16 protein-coding genes are annotated in these 15,332 nt (G+C 61.7%); 11 read left to right on the forward strand and 5 right to left on the reverse strand.

Features of this window, described 5'->3' with window-relative positions:
- Nucleotides 1-71: 71 nt before the first annotated feature.
- Nucleotides 72-1,244, forward strand: coding sequence for a glutamate--cysteine ligase (locus EEB12_RS09745; protein ID WP_080909031.1), 1,173 nt, complete (start codon nt 72-74; stop codon nt 1,242-1,244).
- Here the strand turns inward: EEB12_RS09745 and EEB12_RS30460 are convergent.
- Entirely contained in the window at nt 1,238-1,393 is a 156-nt protein-coding gene (locus EEB12_RS30460) for a DUF6131 family protein (protein ID WP_003945912.1), read from the reverse strand. The genes EEB12_RS09745 and EEB12_RS30460 overlap by 7 nt on opposite strands.
- Nucleotides 1,394-1,538: 145 nt before the next feature.
- Between EEB12_RS30460 and EEB12_RS09750 the strand changes: the two genes are divergently transcribed.
- The 3 genes from EEB12_RS09750 to EEB12_RS09760 all read left to right on the forward strand — a co-directional run bounded on the left by EEB12_RS09750 (nt 1,539) and on the right by EEB12_RS09760 (nt 4,138).
- Nucleotides 1,539-1,742 (forward strand): hypothetical protein, encoded by a 204-nt coding sequence (locus tag EEB12_RS09750; RefSeq protein ID WP_003945456.1) that lies wholly within the window; start codon nt 1,539-1,541, stop codon nt 1,740-1,742.
- A gap of 77 nt (nt 1,743-1,819) precedes the next feature.
- Nucleotides 1,820-2,902 (forward strand): M48 family metallopeptidase, encoded by a 1,083-nt coding sequence (locus tag EEB12_RS09755; protein WP_141487697.1) that lies wholly within the window; start codon nt 1,820-1,822, stop codon nt 2,900-2,902.
- A gap of 201 nt (nt 2,903-3,103) precedes the next feature.
- Complete coding sequence (locus tag EEB12_RS09760) at nt 3,104-4,138, forward strand: hypothetical protein (RefSeq protein ID WP_141487698.1); 1,035 nt, start codon at nt 3,104-3,106, stop codon at nt 4,136-4,138.
- A 37-nt stretch (nt 4,139-4,175) separates the two neighbouring features.
- Here the strand turns inward: EEB12_RS09760 and EEB12_RS09765 are convergent, their stop codons facing one another.
- Together EEB12_RS09765 and EEB12_RS09770 are read right to left on the reverse strand one after the other, a co-directional pair.
- Complete coding sequence (locus EEB12_RS09765) at nt 4,176-5,342, reverse strand: MinD/ParA family protein (protein WP_020906466.1); 1,167 nt, start codon at nt 5,340-5,342, stop codon at nt 4,176-4,178.
- 386 nt (nt 5,343-5,728) lie between these two features.
- Entirely contained in the window at nt 5,729-6,073 is a 345-nt protein-coding gene (locus EEB12_RS09770; protein ID WP_141487699.1) for a hypothetical protein, read from the reverse strand.
- A gap of 214 nt (nt 6,074-6,287) precedes the next feature.
- On the opposite strand from EEB12_RS09770, the gene EEB12_RS09775 reads away from it, so the two are divergent.
- The 4 genes from EEB12_RS09775 (at nt 6,288) to EEB12_RS09790 (ending at nt 10,093) form a co-directional block, all read left to right on the forward strand.
- The gene (locus EEB12_RS09775; RefSeq protein ID WP_020906463.1) at nt 6,288-6,818 is read left to right on the forward strand and encodes a hypothetical protein; all 531 of its coding nucleotides are present in this window, start codon (nt 6,288-6,290) and stop codon (nt 6,816-6,818) included.
- A gap of 108 nt (nt 6,819-6,926) precedes the next feature.
- Nucleotides 6,927-8,357, forward strand: coding sequence for a PepSY-associated TM helix domain-containing protein (locus EEB12_RS09780; protein WP_141487700.1), 1,431 nt, complete (start codon nt 6,927-6,929; stop codon nt 8,355-8,357).
- Between the two features lie 25 nt (nt 8,358-8,382).
- Complete coding sequence (locus tag EEB12_RS09785; protein WP_019747182.1) at nt 8,383-8,883, forward strand: copper chaperone PCu(A)C; 501 nt, start codon at nt 8,383-8,385, stop codon at nt 8,881-8,883.
- On the forward strand, nt 8,876-10,093 hold the full coding sequence (locus EEB12_RS09790; RefSeq protein ID WP_046378048.1) for a Dyp-type peroxidase: 1,218 nt from the start codon (nt 8,876-8,878) through the stop codon (nt 10,091-10,093). The genes EEB12_RS09785 and EEB12_RS09790 overlap by 8 nt, the downstream gene beginning before the upstream one ends.
- Before the next feature lie 80 nt (nt 10,094-10,173).
- Here EEB12_RS09790 and EEB12_RS09795 read toward each other — a convergent pair whose 3' ends face one another.
- Both EEB12_RS09795 and EEB12_RS09800 read right to left on the reverse strand, forming a co-directional pair.
- Nucleotides 10,174-11,310, reverse strand: coding sequence for a GIY-YIG nuclease family protein (locus EEB12_RS09795; RefSeq protein WP_141487701.1), 1,137 nt, complete (start codon nt 11,308-11,310; stop codon nt 10,174-10,176).
- Nucleotides 11,311-11,355: 45 nt separating this feature from the next.
- Complete coding sequence (locus EEB12_RS09800; RefSeq protein ID WP_232816787.1) at nt 11,356-11,943, reverse strand: TetR/AcrR family transcriptional regulator; 588 nt, start codon at nt 11,941-11,943, stop codon at nt 11,356-11,358.
- Between the two features lie 178 nt (nt 11,944-12,121).
- Between EEB12_RS09800 and EEB12_RS09805 the strand changes: the two genes are divergently transcribed.
- The 3 genes from EEB12_RS09805 to EEB12_RS09815 all read left to right on the forward strand — a co-directional run bounded on the left by EEB12_RS09805 (nt 12,122) and on the right by EEB12_RS09815 (nt 15,327).
- Nucleotides 12,122-13,687, forward strand: coding sequence for an LVIVD repeat-containing protein (locus tag EEB12_RS09805; protein WP_021343092.1), 1,566 nt, complete (start codon nt 12,122-12,124; stop codon nt 13,685-13,687).
- Entirely contained in the window at nt 13,684-14,340 is a 657-nt protein-coding gene (locus tag EEB12_RS09810) for a DUF305 domain-containing protein (protein WP_141487702.1), read from the forward strand. The genes EEB12_RS09805 and EEB12_RS09810 overlap by 4 nt, the downstream gene beginning before the upstream one ends.
- A gap of 63 nt (nt 14,341-14,403) precedes the next feature.
- Entirely contained in the window at nt 14,404-15,327 is a 924-nt protein-coding gene (locus tag EEB12_RS09815) for a DUF2797 domain-containing protein (RefSeq protein WP_020968631.1), read from the forward strand.
- Nucleotides 15,328-15,332 lie beyond the last annotated feature (5 nt).

Below are 15,332 nucleotides of genomic sequence, written 5' to 3' on the forward strand. Positions count from 1 at the left end.
CCCGTTCTCCCGACGAGAACGGGGCTTCCTCGGGTCGGTTTCCGCCTTCGACCGACCGGGTAGACGCGAGCATGGGCGCCGCCACCTGCTCGACCGGATCCACCGCTGGCCGCTATGAATCGACGACCCCGACCGTCGGCGTCGAAGAAGAATTCATCCTCGTCGACCCGACATCCTGGCTGCCGTCCACCGACAATGCCGCGGTTGCGGAAACCGCGTCGACACTCGGTTTGGATCTTCAGCTCGAGTTGTCCCGCTGCCAAGTCGAGACCAACTCTCCCGTGTGCCAGAGCATCGACGAACTCCGAACCCACTTGATCGACATGCGTCGGCTCGCGGCGAAAGCGGCCGAGTTGAACGGCTGCAGGCTGTTGGCCGTCGGCGCACCGCTTTCGGGGCCTTCACGTTTCGAGATTAGCGACTCCCCTCGCTACCGCCAGATGGGCGAACACTTCGGCGCCCTCGCCGCCGAACAAAGTATCTGCGGTTGCCACATCCATGTGGGCGTCGCTGATCAAGTCGAGGCCGTGCAGGTCTGCAATCACGTGCGCATCTGGTTGCCTGCCCTGCTGGCACTGAGCGCCAACTCCCGTATCCACCAAGGAGTCGACACCGACTTCGCGAGTTGGCGGGCGATCCAATGGTCCCGGTGGCCCGTCGCCGGGCCGCCGCCGTACTTCGAGACCGCCGGGGACTTCGACACCGCGGTCGCGAAGATGGTGGATTGCGGCGTGATGCTCGACAAGCGGATGGCCTACTGGGATATCCGGCCTTCCTGCCACCTACCGACCGTCGAGATCCGGGTCTGCGACGTTCAGCCGACGGTCGACGACACCGTATTGCTTGCAGCACTTGTGCGCGCGCTGGTCGCCACTGCACTGCGCGCCGTCGAACGAGGAGTCGTCGCTCCGCGCACTTCCCTCGAGAACCTCCGCCTCGCAACCTGGGTGTCCGCGAAGGAGGGCGTCCTGGGCGCGTCGATCGATCCGGTTACCACACAAAGAATTTCGGCCGCGGAACAGTTGCACCGACTCCTGATCCATGTCCGTGACTCCCTCGACGAGACAGGCGAGTACACGAGCGTGGAATCAGCACTGCGCGACAAATGCGTGACCGGCGGCGGCAGCGACTGGCAACAGCGAACGCTTCGCCAGGTCTGCCTGCGGAAACTGATCGCACGTGCGGTTGAGCGCACCGTCCCGACTGGCACGGATACGCATGACGGGTCGACCCCTGATCAGTAGTAATGCCTCCGACCACCGATAGCGTGCCCGGCCGCGCCCAGCGCGTACAGGATGATTCCGATCACCAACAAGACGACACCGATCGTCCAGAGGATCGGAATGTTCACCACGAAACCGATAATCAGCAGGATTACGCCGAGGATGATCATCACAAGCTCCTTCAGTGCGTTCACTCGGGCGGATACGCCCGCCTCGAGCCGCACACATCAGGGATACCCGTCGGCTGAGCGTTTCATACCCACTCTGACCGGGTATTTCGCTGGGCACCATAATATTTGAAGAATCGAGCCCGCCATGATGAGAATTGTGACTCTGATCGTTCTGATCTGGCTGATAGTCGGGGCCGTCGCGGCCGGCCAACGCGGCTACTACAGCAGTTCGCCGACCAACTGCGCCGGCGTCGGGACCATCGCACTCACGGTCATCGCCGGCCCGCTGAACTACTTCGGCGTCAACCCCAAAGTCACCGATTGCACGCTCCCCCAGCCCACCGAGTGAGCTGCCGGACATCCGCGCTAAACCGACTAGTCGTTACCCTGGAGGTGAGTCGACACACATCGAAGTGAGGGGCCACCATGACCACTGCACCAGATCGCACCCGAATCGAGTTCCCGGACATCAGCTCGCGTGCGTGGGAACACCCAGCCGATCGGGCCGCATTGGTGACGCTCCGGACGCTTCGGGGGTTCGACACTGTTCTGCGGACGCTGTCCGGACTGCTCCAAGAACGTCAGCACCGCCTCATGTACCTCGCCACGTCAGTGCGAGTCGACGAACGCCAGTTCAGTGACCTGAACGATCTGCGCCGTGACTGCGTCGAGATCCTGCAGGCCGACGAGACACCAGAGCTGTTCGTACTCCAGACCCCGATGGTCAACGCCTTCACCATCGGCATGGACAAGCCGTTCATGGTGGTCACTACTGGTCTGCTGGACGTGATGAACTACGAGGAGCAACGGTTCATCATCGGCCACGAACTAGGCCACGCACTGTCCGGCCATGCCGTGTATCGCACCATCTTGATGCATTTGATGCGACTGGCCGGAACCATCGGATGGCTGCCGGTCGGCGGATGGGCACTGCGCGCGATCATCGCCGCCCTGATGGAATGGCAACGCAAGTCCGAACTGTCCGGCGATCGTGCAGGACTACTGTGCGGCCAGGACGTACACACAGCGATTCGCGTGCAGATGAAATTGGCCGGCGGATCCCGAGTCAGTGAAATCAACATCGACGCGTTTCTTGCCCAGGCCGCCGAGTACGACGCCAGCGGCGACCTCCGCGACGGTGTACTCAAGCTCCTCAACATCGAACTGCTCTCTCACCCGTTCTCGGTGCTTCGCGCCGCCGAACTCAAAAAGTGGGTGGACAGCGGAGACTACGCCGCGATTCTGCGCGGAAACTACCCCCGCCGCGGAGATGACGACGGAGCGAAGATCAGCGACGAGTTCAAGAATGCAGCCAAGACCTACAAGCAGAACTTCGACGAGTCGGAAGACCCCTTGGTCCGGATGGTGCGCGACATCGGTAGCGGATTGGGCGGTGCCGTGGGCGCCGTCGGGAACGGCGTCGGCGACGTAGCGACGGACATCAAGGAACGATTCACTCACTGGCGCAAGAGTTCCGACAGGTCGAAGGGCACTGACGACGCCGATTAAGCAGAATCGGGACCTGCCACCGAAGGCAGTCGGCGGCAGGTCCCGGGTTCTTGGCGTGAAGGTGATGCAGGCTTCCCTCTGCACCACCCTCACGTTCACAGACAGTACCAGCAGTCGAACAAACGTGCGAACTGAAAGCGGTCGTGTCGAATCACCAGTTGTCGGGTACGCGGCATAGGACCACTACAGAAGGGAGCCGACATGCATGCTGGGCGGCTGAAGAAGGTCGGTTCGAGTGACGGCCCGTTTGCCTCCGTGTACTTCGAAGACGTCCGCAACCGGGAAGATGCACGCGAGCGCTTCGAACTCGAATGGCGCTCGATGCGCAATCAACTCACGAAACAGGGAGCATCGGAATCGCTGATCGCGCGACTGGACGAGGTGAAGGACAACCATCACGGCATCTCAGGTCGCGCCGGACGCGCGATCGTCGCCACATCCGAGGCAGTGCTGATCGACGATATTCTGCTCGAACCTGCCGGCTCCACCATCGCGACCTTGGGCGAACTGCCCTACTTGATTCCACTGATCGCACACGGATACGACACCGAACCGTTCCTCATCGCAAAGGTCGACCACACCGGCGCGGACCTGTGCGTGCGCGATGCTCGCGGGCGTGACGTGTACGGCGAAACGGTAGACGGCGACGGCTTCCCGGTCCACAAGGCACACGTGGGCGGCCAGGAGCGGTACACCGACAGCCAAAGCCTCGTGGAGGAGAACATCCGAAAGAACCTAACACAGGCCGTGGAGCGCGCGGCGGCGCTCGCCCGCGAACACAAGGTCGCACTGGTGGTCGTAATCGGAGAAATACAGTCCCGCAAAGCTTTTGCACAGCTCCTACCGTCGACGCTACGAGTGGTGGACGTCGAAAAGGGTTCGCGTTCAGTCGGTTCGACACCCGCCGAGGTGTCGAAGTCGATTCGTGAACTGATCGACACGCAGCGACTACGCAGAATGGATGCGGAAACCGAACGCTACGTCGCAGAGCAGGGCCGGGACTCCGGCCTCTCCATCGACGGGACCGCACGCGTCCTCGACGCCCTCGAGCAGGGCAAGGTCGAGACACTGCTGCTCACCGATCCCGACGACAAGGAAGTCACCAGTGGAAAGCTGATCGGGCCCGCCGATCGCGTACTCCCCTACATCGCAATCGGGACCGGCACCGAGCTGGTACAGATCGACGAACGCCTCGTTCTCGCCGACGGATACGGCGCGATACTTCGGCACCCCTGAACACCGGCCCGATGACCAGATTCGGGGGCGAGCACGTTCAGCGAGAAGCGTGCTTGCCCACCGAGTCCGGGAAACCATCGGCAATCGCTGCGACGAGTTCCAGATATGCCCGTGCAGTGCGCTTGTTCAACAATTTCAAGTCGATCGGACCACCCTCACCGAGGTGATCGTCATATGGCAACGTCTTGACCGCTCGCACTCCACGCTGAGCGAAAACGTCCTCGAGTTGGTCGAGGTCGAGCGAAGACGAACCCGGGCGCGTCGCATTGATCGCCACGACCGACCTGCTCACCAGATCTGCGTATCCGTGCTTGGTCAGCCAACTGAGCGTTGCTGCAGCACTACGGGCACCGTCCTGCGCCGTCGGGCTGACGACAACCAAAGCGTCTGCTTCGTCGAGAATTCCGTACATGGCCGAGTGCATGATTCCGGTGCCACAGTCGGTGATGACGATGTTGTAATGCACCTCGAGAATTCGCAGAGTATCGAGATAGTCCTGCTCGTTGAAAGACTCCGAAGTTTCCGGATCTGCCTCACTCGCAAGGATTTCGAGTCGGCTGTCGCCTTGCGACGTGTAGTAGCGAACATCGCTGTACGTACGAATGTCACCGTCGGCCAACAGATCACGAACGGTCAGGTGATGTTCACGTCGTTCACGATCAGCCAGAGTCCCCAGGTCGGGATTGGCGTCGATGGCTACGATTCGATCCCCACGGATCGACGCGAACGTCGAACCGACGGTCTTGGCCGCCGTGGTTTTTCCCACACCACCCTTGAGTGAGATGAAAGCAATCTTGTACACGCCGCGCACTGTTCGGTTGGCACGGCGCACCAGAGCTTGATGTTCGAGTTCGGCGGCCGACTGCCCGGTGTTGATCCGACCCCCGGTGAGTTTGAACAACACACTGCCCAAACCGCGTTCGGGTGGACGCTTCGCCCGCTTGATGATGTCCAGATCGTCGACGGACGTCATAGCTCTGGGCGTCGAGGTTCGAAAATCGGTCGGCTCTTCACGACGTTGCTGGCGCATCCGCTGACTGGGCAACGGTTTTGCCGCGGGTTCGTCGAATTGCGGCGTGAAGGTGACGGTTCGAATCGACGTTGCGTAACCGTCGTCGGACGCGTCGAAAAGGCCGTCGCCCTGAGTCGTTCCGGAGTTGTTCCCCAGGACTCCGTTATTCGAACCGTTGTTATCGCTGCGCACCGTTTTCCTAGGTCGAGTTCGGAATCATTTCGGACATAGCCTCTCGGACGCTATCACTCTGGCGGGCTTGCCGTTCTCTGCTCAATACCGTCACGGCACAACAGACCGTTACACCCGCACTTCGATGACTTTGGTCCCCACGCCTGTGCCGGTCTCAGCAAATACGAACGTCGTAACGATATGCGGCACAGATATCTTCATCTGCCGCTGAAAACAGCCTTCCGCAATGTCAGGGCAAATCCCTTGGTAACAAACGAAAAAAGGGAGGGTGATCACCTGGGTGATCACCCTCCCTTCATGGACAAGTGTTCAGCTGCTGCAGAATTCCGCACTCTCGAACGAAGTGCCTCCCAGCCCTACCGATCACTCGTACCATTCGACCGTCATCACGGGCAGAGCACACTCTTCACGTATGCAGCACTCGGCTTGACGGTGCCGTCCGACCTCACTGCGCCGAAATACGACTCTCGATCCGTCGTCGCTCCGTAAGGTGCGTAGTCGTTGAGACGGTAAAAGATGAGCGGCCCCAACCAAGGCTTGGATTGCTTGTCTGCCATCGCTGCCTGATAGATCTCGAGTTGACGCGCTTCGCTGACGCTGTCCGGAGTCCCACTTGTAGGCGCCCCGAACTCGGTAATCCAAATCTTTTTTGCAGAATCTCCGTTGGCAGTCATGATTCCGCGAAGGCTCGGCCGAACGATCCCGCCGCCCGCGAACGACTCGACACTCATCTGAGACCACGAGTTCCAATCATGTTCATCTGTAGGCAGCGCCGGATACGAGTACGGATGATGACCGACAGCGTTGAACGATGACCGTGCACCATTCGTATACAGGGATTGCAAGAATGTGAGTGGCGCGACCTGACTGCCGTCGACGGCGTCAAACCGACTCGGCCGGGCTCGACTACTAGCCCTCGTAGTAGCTGCCTGTATCCTTTCGCGTATGACGCCGGGTCCGAAAGATGTCGCGCAGCTGCGCGGCGCTTTCGTGGGCGGTACCTCCGGCGCGGTTTCCGTCGCAGCCCACGCACTCGGTGGCGGCGGCATGGCCCCGTCCGAGAGCGCGGTGGTGTTGTTGATCCTCGCGTGCGCGAGCGTCGGCGCGGTGGTCACGTCCATCGACACTCGCCGATCCCCTGCCCTCTTGCTCGCCCTTATGCTCGCTGCGGGTCAGGCCATCGGTCACGCGACATTGACCATCGCTTCGGATCATCAACACGGCCTACTCCTGTCGCTTCCGATGCTCGCAGCGCACATCGCTGCCGTCGGAGTGTGCGCAGTTCTGATCCGCGGCGCAGAACACGGGTACGTCGTGGCGGCATCGACGGTGGCGGCAATCGTCGCCGTCCTATTGCGCCCGTGGGCACCTGAACCCTCGCCGTTCACTGCGCGCACTCGATACCGCGCCAAAGTTGTTCTGCGTCAACTTCTCACCTCAGGCTTGGGCACTCGCGGCCCACCGGCATTCGTGTAACTCACCTTCCCTTTCCTCTCACGCACGTGAATACGTGCGCCACTTTGCTGTGCGCCTTTATTAACCGCGGGCGGTTAACAAAGGCGCACGGCGGGATCGAGTACACGCATGTCCGCACCCGAATTGGAGCGCGCACAGACACGCGCTTCTAACGACAGCTCTCCCCCGAAGAAGCAGGTCGGCGGCGCCAGGCCGCTGATTCTGCGCCTGCACTTCTATGCCGGAATCCTCATCGGGCCGTTCATCCTCATCGCCGCCCTGAGCGGTGGTCTCTACGCGATGGCGCCCACCATCGAGAAATTCGTCTACAGCGACTACCTCCAGACCGACACCACCGGACAAATCGCGTCGCTGAACGACCAGATCCGTTCCGCCCAGCAGTACCGCCCTGACCTGACCGTCTCGGCAGTACGTCCGTCCCCTGCGGCCGGAGAAACCACGCGGGTCCTGTTCACCGATCCGTCGTTGGGCGAATCGGAGAGGCTCGCAGTCTTCGTCGATCCGGTGCTTGCACAGCCGGTCGGCGAGCTGGCGGTCTACGGAAGCAGTGGTTCGTTGCCACTGCGCACCTGGATCTCTCAGCTGCATCGCCACCTTCATCTCGGTGAACCTGGCCGCCTCTACAGCGAATTGGCCGCGTCGTGGATGTGGGTGGTCGCACTCGGTGGCGTCTACCTGTGGTTCCGTCGATACCGCACCGCTCGGAACGCTCGTCTACTTACGATCGACCGAGCGTCCACCGGACGAAGCCGGACCCTGAACTGGCACGGTGTCGTCGGCATCTGGATAGCAGTTGCGTTGGTGTTTCTCTCGGCGACCGGACTCACGTGGTCGACGTACGCCGGAGAGAACGTCAGCAATCTGAGAACCGCATTGAGTTGGACGACGCCCTCGGTCGTGAAAACTCTCGGCGACGCTCCACCACCGGCAACGGGCGGGCACGAGGGTCACGACATGGCCCCCGCCGCCGCCGGCACGCTGACAGACACCAACGTCGGACGTGTCGACACCGTCCTCGGTATCGCCAGGTACAACGGGATCACCGGTCCGGTCGAAGTATCGATACCCGCCAACGCCGAGACAGCCTTCACCGTCGCCCAGACGCGTCAGCCCTGGGTGTACAGCAACAACACCATCGCAATCGACGGAGCGACGCAGAAGGTCACCGACGAGTTGTGGTTCTCGGATTGGCCACTCGCAGCCAAACTTTCGGCTTGGGGAATCCAGCTCCACATGGGCCTGATGTTCGGCCTTGCCAACCAGATCGCACTCACCGCACTGGCACTCGCGTTGGTCAGCGTGGTCATTCGTGGCTACATCATGTGGTGGCGCCGACGCCCCACCCGTGGCTCTGACTGGGCAGTCGGCCGGGCCCCTGCCCGCGGCGGAATTCGCAACCTCTCCCCGCTCAGCATTGTTGCGCTGGTTGCGGTAACCGCACTGGTGGGCTGGTTTGTTCCGCTACTCGGCATCAGTCTTCTCGCATTCCTGCTGATCGACGTTTGCATTGCGGCGTTCAAACGCCGCACCACCACCTGACACCTCACGAATCACGGAGACACACATGACTGTTCGAACAAAGATATTCGCAGCTGTTGCACTGACCGCAGCTCTCGCCTTGACCGGCTGTTCTTCAAACTCCGACAAGGAAACCGAAGCCGCACAATCCATCACAGTTCAGGATCAATGGGTCAAGGCAGCACCCGAGGGAATGAGTGCGGCGTTCGCCGAACTCGTCAACTCCAGCGACAAGGACGTACGGGTGGTCTCGGCAACCAGTCCCGCGTCATCGCGACTGGAACTGCACGAGGTCGTGACCGGGGACGGCGGCACGATGACGATGCGCCCCAAGGACGGTGGGTTCCTGGTCCCTGCCAACGGGTCAGCCAGCCTCACCCCGGGCGGTGACCACCTGATGTTCATGGACCTGTCCGCGCCGCTGCTCCCTGGCGCCGAAACCGACCTCACATTGATCTACGACGACGGTTCCAGCACCACGTTCACAGCCCAGATTCGCGACTTCTCCGGTAATCAGGAGAACTACGACCCGAATCACGGTGGCTGAGAACACGAACCCGCCCAGCCGAGCACTCAGCCGGCGGCGCCTTCTCGGAGGAGGTGCCGCCGCGCTCGGCGTCGCGGGAATAACCTGGGGCGCAACCACAGTGGTCGAGCGCAGCGAACACGAGCAGCAAGCAGGCAAGCTGGTGGAACCGTTCTACGGCGTCCACCAAGCTGGGATCGCCACCACTCCGCAAGCGCACGGCACGTTCATCGGGTTCGACCTCTTGCCTGGAGCCGATCGAGCAATCGTGGTCGGGATCATGAAGATGTGGTCCGAGGATGCGTCACGGCTGACCGCCGGTAACCCGGCGTTGGCCGATACCGAACGGGAACTGGCCGTGGATCCGGCCCGCTTGACGGTGACCGTCGGCTACGGCCCTGGCCTGTTCACCAAGCTGGGATTGCAAGCACGTCAACCGGACTGGTTCGAGCCGTTGCCGAGCTACGAGATCGACCGACTTGACGATCGATGGGGCGGATCGGACCTGTTGCTGCAGATCTGCGGCGACGATCCGGTGACCATTGCTCATGCTGTGCGAGTTCTGACCAAGAACGTCCGATCACTGACGACAATCCGGTGGACACAAAAGGGATTCCGCAACGCTCGCGGCACCACGCCCGAGGGAACCACGATGCGCAATCTCATGGGCCAAGTGGACGGGACGGTCAATCCGGCTCCGGGAACAGTGGATTTCGATTCACTGATCTGGCACGACGGCGCCGGTCAACCGTGGCTGGCGGGCGGAACCTCGTTGGTACTAAGACGCATTCGCATGGAAATGGATACCTGGGACGAACTCGATCGCTCGGGGCGTGAACTCACCATGGGGCGCACGTTGTCCAATGGCGCTCCGCTCAACGGAACCAACGAATTCGACGAAGCGGATTTCACACTCACGGACAAGTTCGGCATTCCGGTGATCCCGCCAGGATCACACATCGCGCGAGCCCACCAGACGCATGAGAAGGAGCAGTTCTTCCGTCGGGCATACAACTACGACGACGCACCCGAGGGCGGGCAGACCTCGAACTCGGGATTGATCTTCGCAGCATTCCAACGGGACATCGCCGAGCAATATCTACCGGTCCAACAGCGATTGAGTGACTTCGACGCACTCAACGAGTGGACGACGCCGATCGGTTCTGCGGTGTATCTCATTCCGCCGGGATGCACCGAGAACGACTATGTGGGAAGCGGATTGCTCGGCTGACAACCCCGGGTAACGACATTGTGGGGGCGGGATCCGTTCGGATCCCGCCCCCACAATGTCTTCTACCTGAAGTTGTTGCGTTACTTGGACTTACGAGGTCCCGGCAAAACCGCCCCCGGACGAGCGGTAGTCAACCTCGTGACCCAACCGCTGACGGGCCACTTCTTCAGGCCGACGTTGTGCGGGGTCACCTCGGTTCCGACGTACTTGGTAGCGAGCTCGTCGTCGACGGTTCCGTTGAACCGCCACAGTTGGCTTCCGTCGGCATTGCGAGTGGACACCTCCCATGACTGAGCGCGGAATGCACCACGAATGATGCTGTCGGCAAACACCAGAACGGGGATTCCGATCTCGGCACGAACAGCTGCACCGGCAGACCACTCGGCGCGCGCGAGTTCGTAGATCTCTTCCGGCGTTGCTCCCGGACGAGCGGAGGCCGGCACGTGGAGGACGATGCTCGGCGTCGGGAGTTCCGGCGCGGGATCGGCCGAGTAGCGCAACGCGAGTTCCTCGACGCGGGTCGCACGGGCTTCCTTGTCCGATGTATCGCCCGCGAGGTTGGTCAGGCCCTCGCCCGCGTCGGTGATTCGCAAGGCTTCCACGATGCCGCGGACGACCTCGTCGGTAGTGGCGGCCGAATCCGTGGCGGCAGCGACCGAGCGGAGAAGAACGAAGTGCTCCACCGCCGAACCCGCGTCGTAGATTTCACGGATGCGGGCGATCTTGGCTGCTGTCACAGCAGCATTCGACTCGGCTGGGCCGTCCGCTCCTTCGAGATTCGCAAGTTCACCGAGCGCTTCGAATACCGGCGCGAACACTTGATTTCCCGTGCCGTGCCCGACATGGAACACCTGATCGTTGCGCGGGTCACGCAGGGCAAAGACGTACTGCCCCAATCTCTTCCCAACCTTTTCGGTGAACGGCTGCGGAGCCGGCTTCCTGACGACGACCTCGGTGGACAGAGTGCGCATCACGGCCAGACGGAGTGCGTCGGGCACGCTGGTGGAACCGGCAGCACCGGAAAAGATTGCCGCCGAAGCAGCGCTGATCGAGGTGAACGTGCGGCCGACTTGCTTCTCGAGAGATGCAGAGACCGTACCGACCGCAGTCAGTTTTGCATCGAGGGTGCCGTCACCCTCGACAAGGAACTCCTTGATCAACGGAGCAACGAGCAGGGTGGAGCCGATAGCGCGAGGAACTGTCCAGACAATAGCCATGCCACGAGCCTAGGCGATCACCTCGAGACGCGAGGCGAACGCGACTCAGCCCGCCGCTGCCGGCCCGGCCAGTCCCTGCACAAGAAGGTTCCAGGCCGAGTGCGCGACTTCTTTCCGCGAGCTCTCGGCAGTCCGTTCCATGATCGCGGCGAACATGGCGATCGCCAGGATCACGTCCTCAGCAGTCACGGACTCTCGTATCTTCCCAGTTCGACGCGCCTCGTCGAGGCGCCCTTCGAGGAGATCGGTCAAACGGGCGCCAGCCGAATTCAGTCGCGAGTCGCCGAAGGAGACCGGCTTGATGACCTCCACGAACACGATGGAGGTAGTGATCTGGTCGACCAACAAACGAAAAAGATCGTCGAGAGTCGAATCCGGATCAGCCGCCAGATCGTGCAGCTCGACGATGTTCTCGTCGAACACCGCGAGTGCGAGACTTTCACGAGTGGGAAAGTGCCGGTAGAGGCTGCCCTGGCCGACGCCGGCCGTGCGGGCGATCAGGCTGAGCGGAGCAGCAAATCCCTGGGTGGCGAACACCTCGCGAGCTGCTGCAATGAGTGCAGCACGATTGCGCGCCGCATCTCTCGGCCCTCTGTTGAGAGATCCGCTATTGACGCGGCCAGACGATGTCACGCACACTACGATACCAACCGGACAGCATTGTCCGGTTGGTTGCGGCCCGACACCGGTTCACACCCCGACCCGATCGTCGTGAGCGCTCGAACACGCGCCTGCCCTCCGTGCTGCCTGTCCTTGAGGTACGTCTGCCCGTGAGATACGAAAGGCAATCCCGCACCGGGAGTTGGACTCGATGAAATCGTTCACGACCATCAGAACCAGATCTGCCATCGCGCTCGTCACCTTGATCACCGTCCTTCCGGTGTGCGTCGCTTCTGCTGAGCCCGCCACTGCCCCGGGCTCGATCCACGAGAACCCGGGTGTCGCTTCCAACGCTGCAAGCCGCGCCGAATGCGGCCCGGGCTCGATGCCCGAGACCGGGTTGCAGGGCGATGTTCCGGCCGAGGACCGAAACAGCGGACGCAGCCGAGACGGGTACAGCTGCAACATGTCTCAGATCGGCGGTTACTCGGGTCGCGGCGGCGGGATCACGTCCACCAACTTCGAACACTGCTCGTACGTCGGCAGCTTCTTCCCCGGGAACCTCCTGGGCCCCGCGCAGGGCGTGCAAGTTCTCGACGTGTCGGATCCTGCCAATCCTGCTCTCACCGCCACGCTGACCGAACCTGCGATGCTGGCCGGAACGTGGGAGAGTCTCAAGGTCAACACCGCGCGAAAGCTGCTGGTGGGCACGGGCGTTCCGCTCTTGACCGGCGTCGGCCTGATGTCGGTCTACGACATCTCCGATTGCGCGCACCCGAAACTGCTCAACCCCGGACCAGGAACCGATCTGGGGATGCTGCTGCCCATCACCAATCACGAGGGTGGATTTTCACCGGACGGGAACACCTACTGGTCTTCCGGCACCGCTCCCGGCGTGGTGAGCGCCGTCGATCTCACCGATCCCGCCAACCCGCGTGTCGTCTGGCAGGACCTCATCGGGTTGTCGACCCACGGCTTCGGAATCACTCCAGACGGAAATCGCATGTACTTGTCGAATAATCTCGGCGGAATACATGTTCTCGACATCAGTGAGGTTCAGCGCCGCGTCCCGAATCCTCGGGTGCGCCAACTGTCCCAGCTCTCGTGGACCGACGGTTGGGCCACCCAACACAGCATTCCGGTCACCTACGACGGTTCGCCGTACCTGTTCACCGTCGACGAAGGTGGTTCCGGCGGAGTGAAATTGATCGACGTCTCCAATGACGACGAACCGGCGGTCGTCAATTCGGTGAAGCTCGAGATCAATCTGCCGGAGAATCAAGATGCTGCGCTGGCGTCTGCTGCCGGCGGATCGCTGTTCGCGTACGAATCTCACTACTGTTCGGCCGATCGCCCGGTCGACCCGACGGCGCTGGCATGCGGATGGATCTCGAGCGGGATTCGGGTCTTCGATGTTCGAGATCCCTTCGACGTCCACGAAATTGCGTACTTCAACCCACCCGCTCGGACCGGCGACAATGTCGAACTCGCCAACTCGCCGCACGCTCTCGCCTCGCTCATCGGGGTACCCATTCTCAGCACGCCGGCAATCGCGCAGTCGATCGCGCAGGGCCAGTTCGACCCCGGCCAAGCGCTGAGTTCGCGATCGGGCATGCTCGCTCTCGGCGACATCTCGACCGATTGGTGCTTCTCCCCACCCGAATGGCGCGGTACCACGTTGTGGGCGACGTGCGCCGACAACGGCTTTGTTGCCATGCAACTCGAAAACGGTGTCTACACACCACCCGCTGACCAGAAGACGACCGTGGGATCATGACGGCGCCGCGATCGGTCAAAGCCGTCGCACTCGTGGCTGCGGCACTGATGCTGCTCGTACTCGGCGCAGCATTACGTCCGCTGTTCGCACCCGAGAACCACACGCAGACAGCTGTTCTGAGCGAAACCGAAATCGGATTCGTGCATGACATGGCGGCCCACCATCAACAGGCCCTCTTCATTCTCGCGCGTCTGAGTCCCGATGTGGACCCGGCGGTTACGAGACTGGCCCAGCAGATCGACGATGTTCAGAGAACGGAAATCGGTGTCACGCTCGGTTGGCTGAGGTTGGCCGGTGTCCCGCCGAACAGTAGAACGCCGATGGCGTGGATGGAGGCGTCACCGAGCGGCGCTGGCGACTCTCATCATCACCCGGCAACGCTGGACACCGAGGCCGCCTCCATGCCGGGTATGGCTACGACCGAAGAACTCGAGAAACTGAGTAGCGCTCGCGGGTTCGACGCCGAGGTTGTGTTCCTTCAACTGATGGAACGCCACCACCGTGGCGGGATCGCTATGGCGCAGGCCGCCGATGCTCTGCTCGAGCGCGAACCGGTGAAACAGTCGGCCCGCGACATGATCAATTCCCAGAGTCAGGAATCCGGGCTGATGACACTGATGCTCGGACAACGTGGGGCGCAACCACTGCACTGAACCGCATCTGCACTGACTAGCATGGGTGTCGACCTGTGAACTACAGAAGGAATCGACACTTCAATGACCCTGCTCGTTCGCGGAATCGAATGGTCGAACCCGACAGCACCGCGGATCCGATGCGTCGACGACACCACTTCCGCTACGACCTTCTACACTCACGACTCGGTTCTGCGATTCTCCGTCGACGAGAAGAAGGGCCGCCGCTGCCTCGGCTGGCGAGATCTCACCGCAGAAGGTCGAGGACACTCGCCGTGTGACCGCGGGGCCACGGTCGTTACCGGGCGCCAGTGCGATCGGTGCCGAAATCGTGAGGGATTCACCACCGTTCATCAGGCACATGTCAGCGGCGCGCACATTCATCCGAACGTGCGCACCTATCTCACGCAACCACAATGGCTCTACATCGACATCTTCGCCGGCGGTCAGATGAAGGTGGGGACGGCGGCCGAGTTCCGCAAGCATCCGCGAGTCGCCGAACAGGGTGCGGTCTGCGCATTGTTCGTAGCGCGGTCGACGGACGGTTACAGCATTCGTTCCCTCGAAGCCCGAGTTTCGGAGCACTTCCACTTGAGCCAGGCCATACGTACGTCTCGAAAGATCGAAGCGCTGACAGGACCCTTGGATCGCGAGAAACTGCGAAAGTCGTTGCACCACTTCGTATCGTCGATCAAAGACGAGCTGAATGACATCGGATCGGACATCGACGGAATCGAGATCCTGGAGGCTCCCGAAGAATGGACGGCGCCGGCGTGCGCCGACGTTGTCTTCGATGCGGCACCGTTGATCGCGTATCCGCACACTTTCGAGTCCGGGGAACATTCCTTGTACTTGGAGGGCCTTGCCGGTTCGATCGCCTCGCTGCGGATCGACCCCGATCCTGAATCGCCACGCTTCGTCGCGGATGTGTCCGGACTGGTCGGTCGAACCATCACCGTCGGCGAGTTCGAGTCCCCTGGCGTGGCGATTCAGGAATCGTTGTTCTGAAAGTA

The sequence above is a fragment of the Rhodococcus sp. WS1 genome (genome assembly GCF_003797745.1).
Lineage (GTDB): Bacteria > Actinomycetota > Actinomycetes > Mycobacteriales > Mycobacteriaceae > Rhodococcus_F > Rhodococcus_F erythropolis.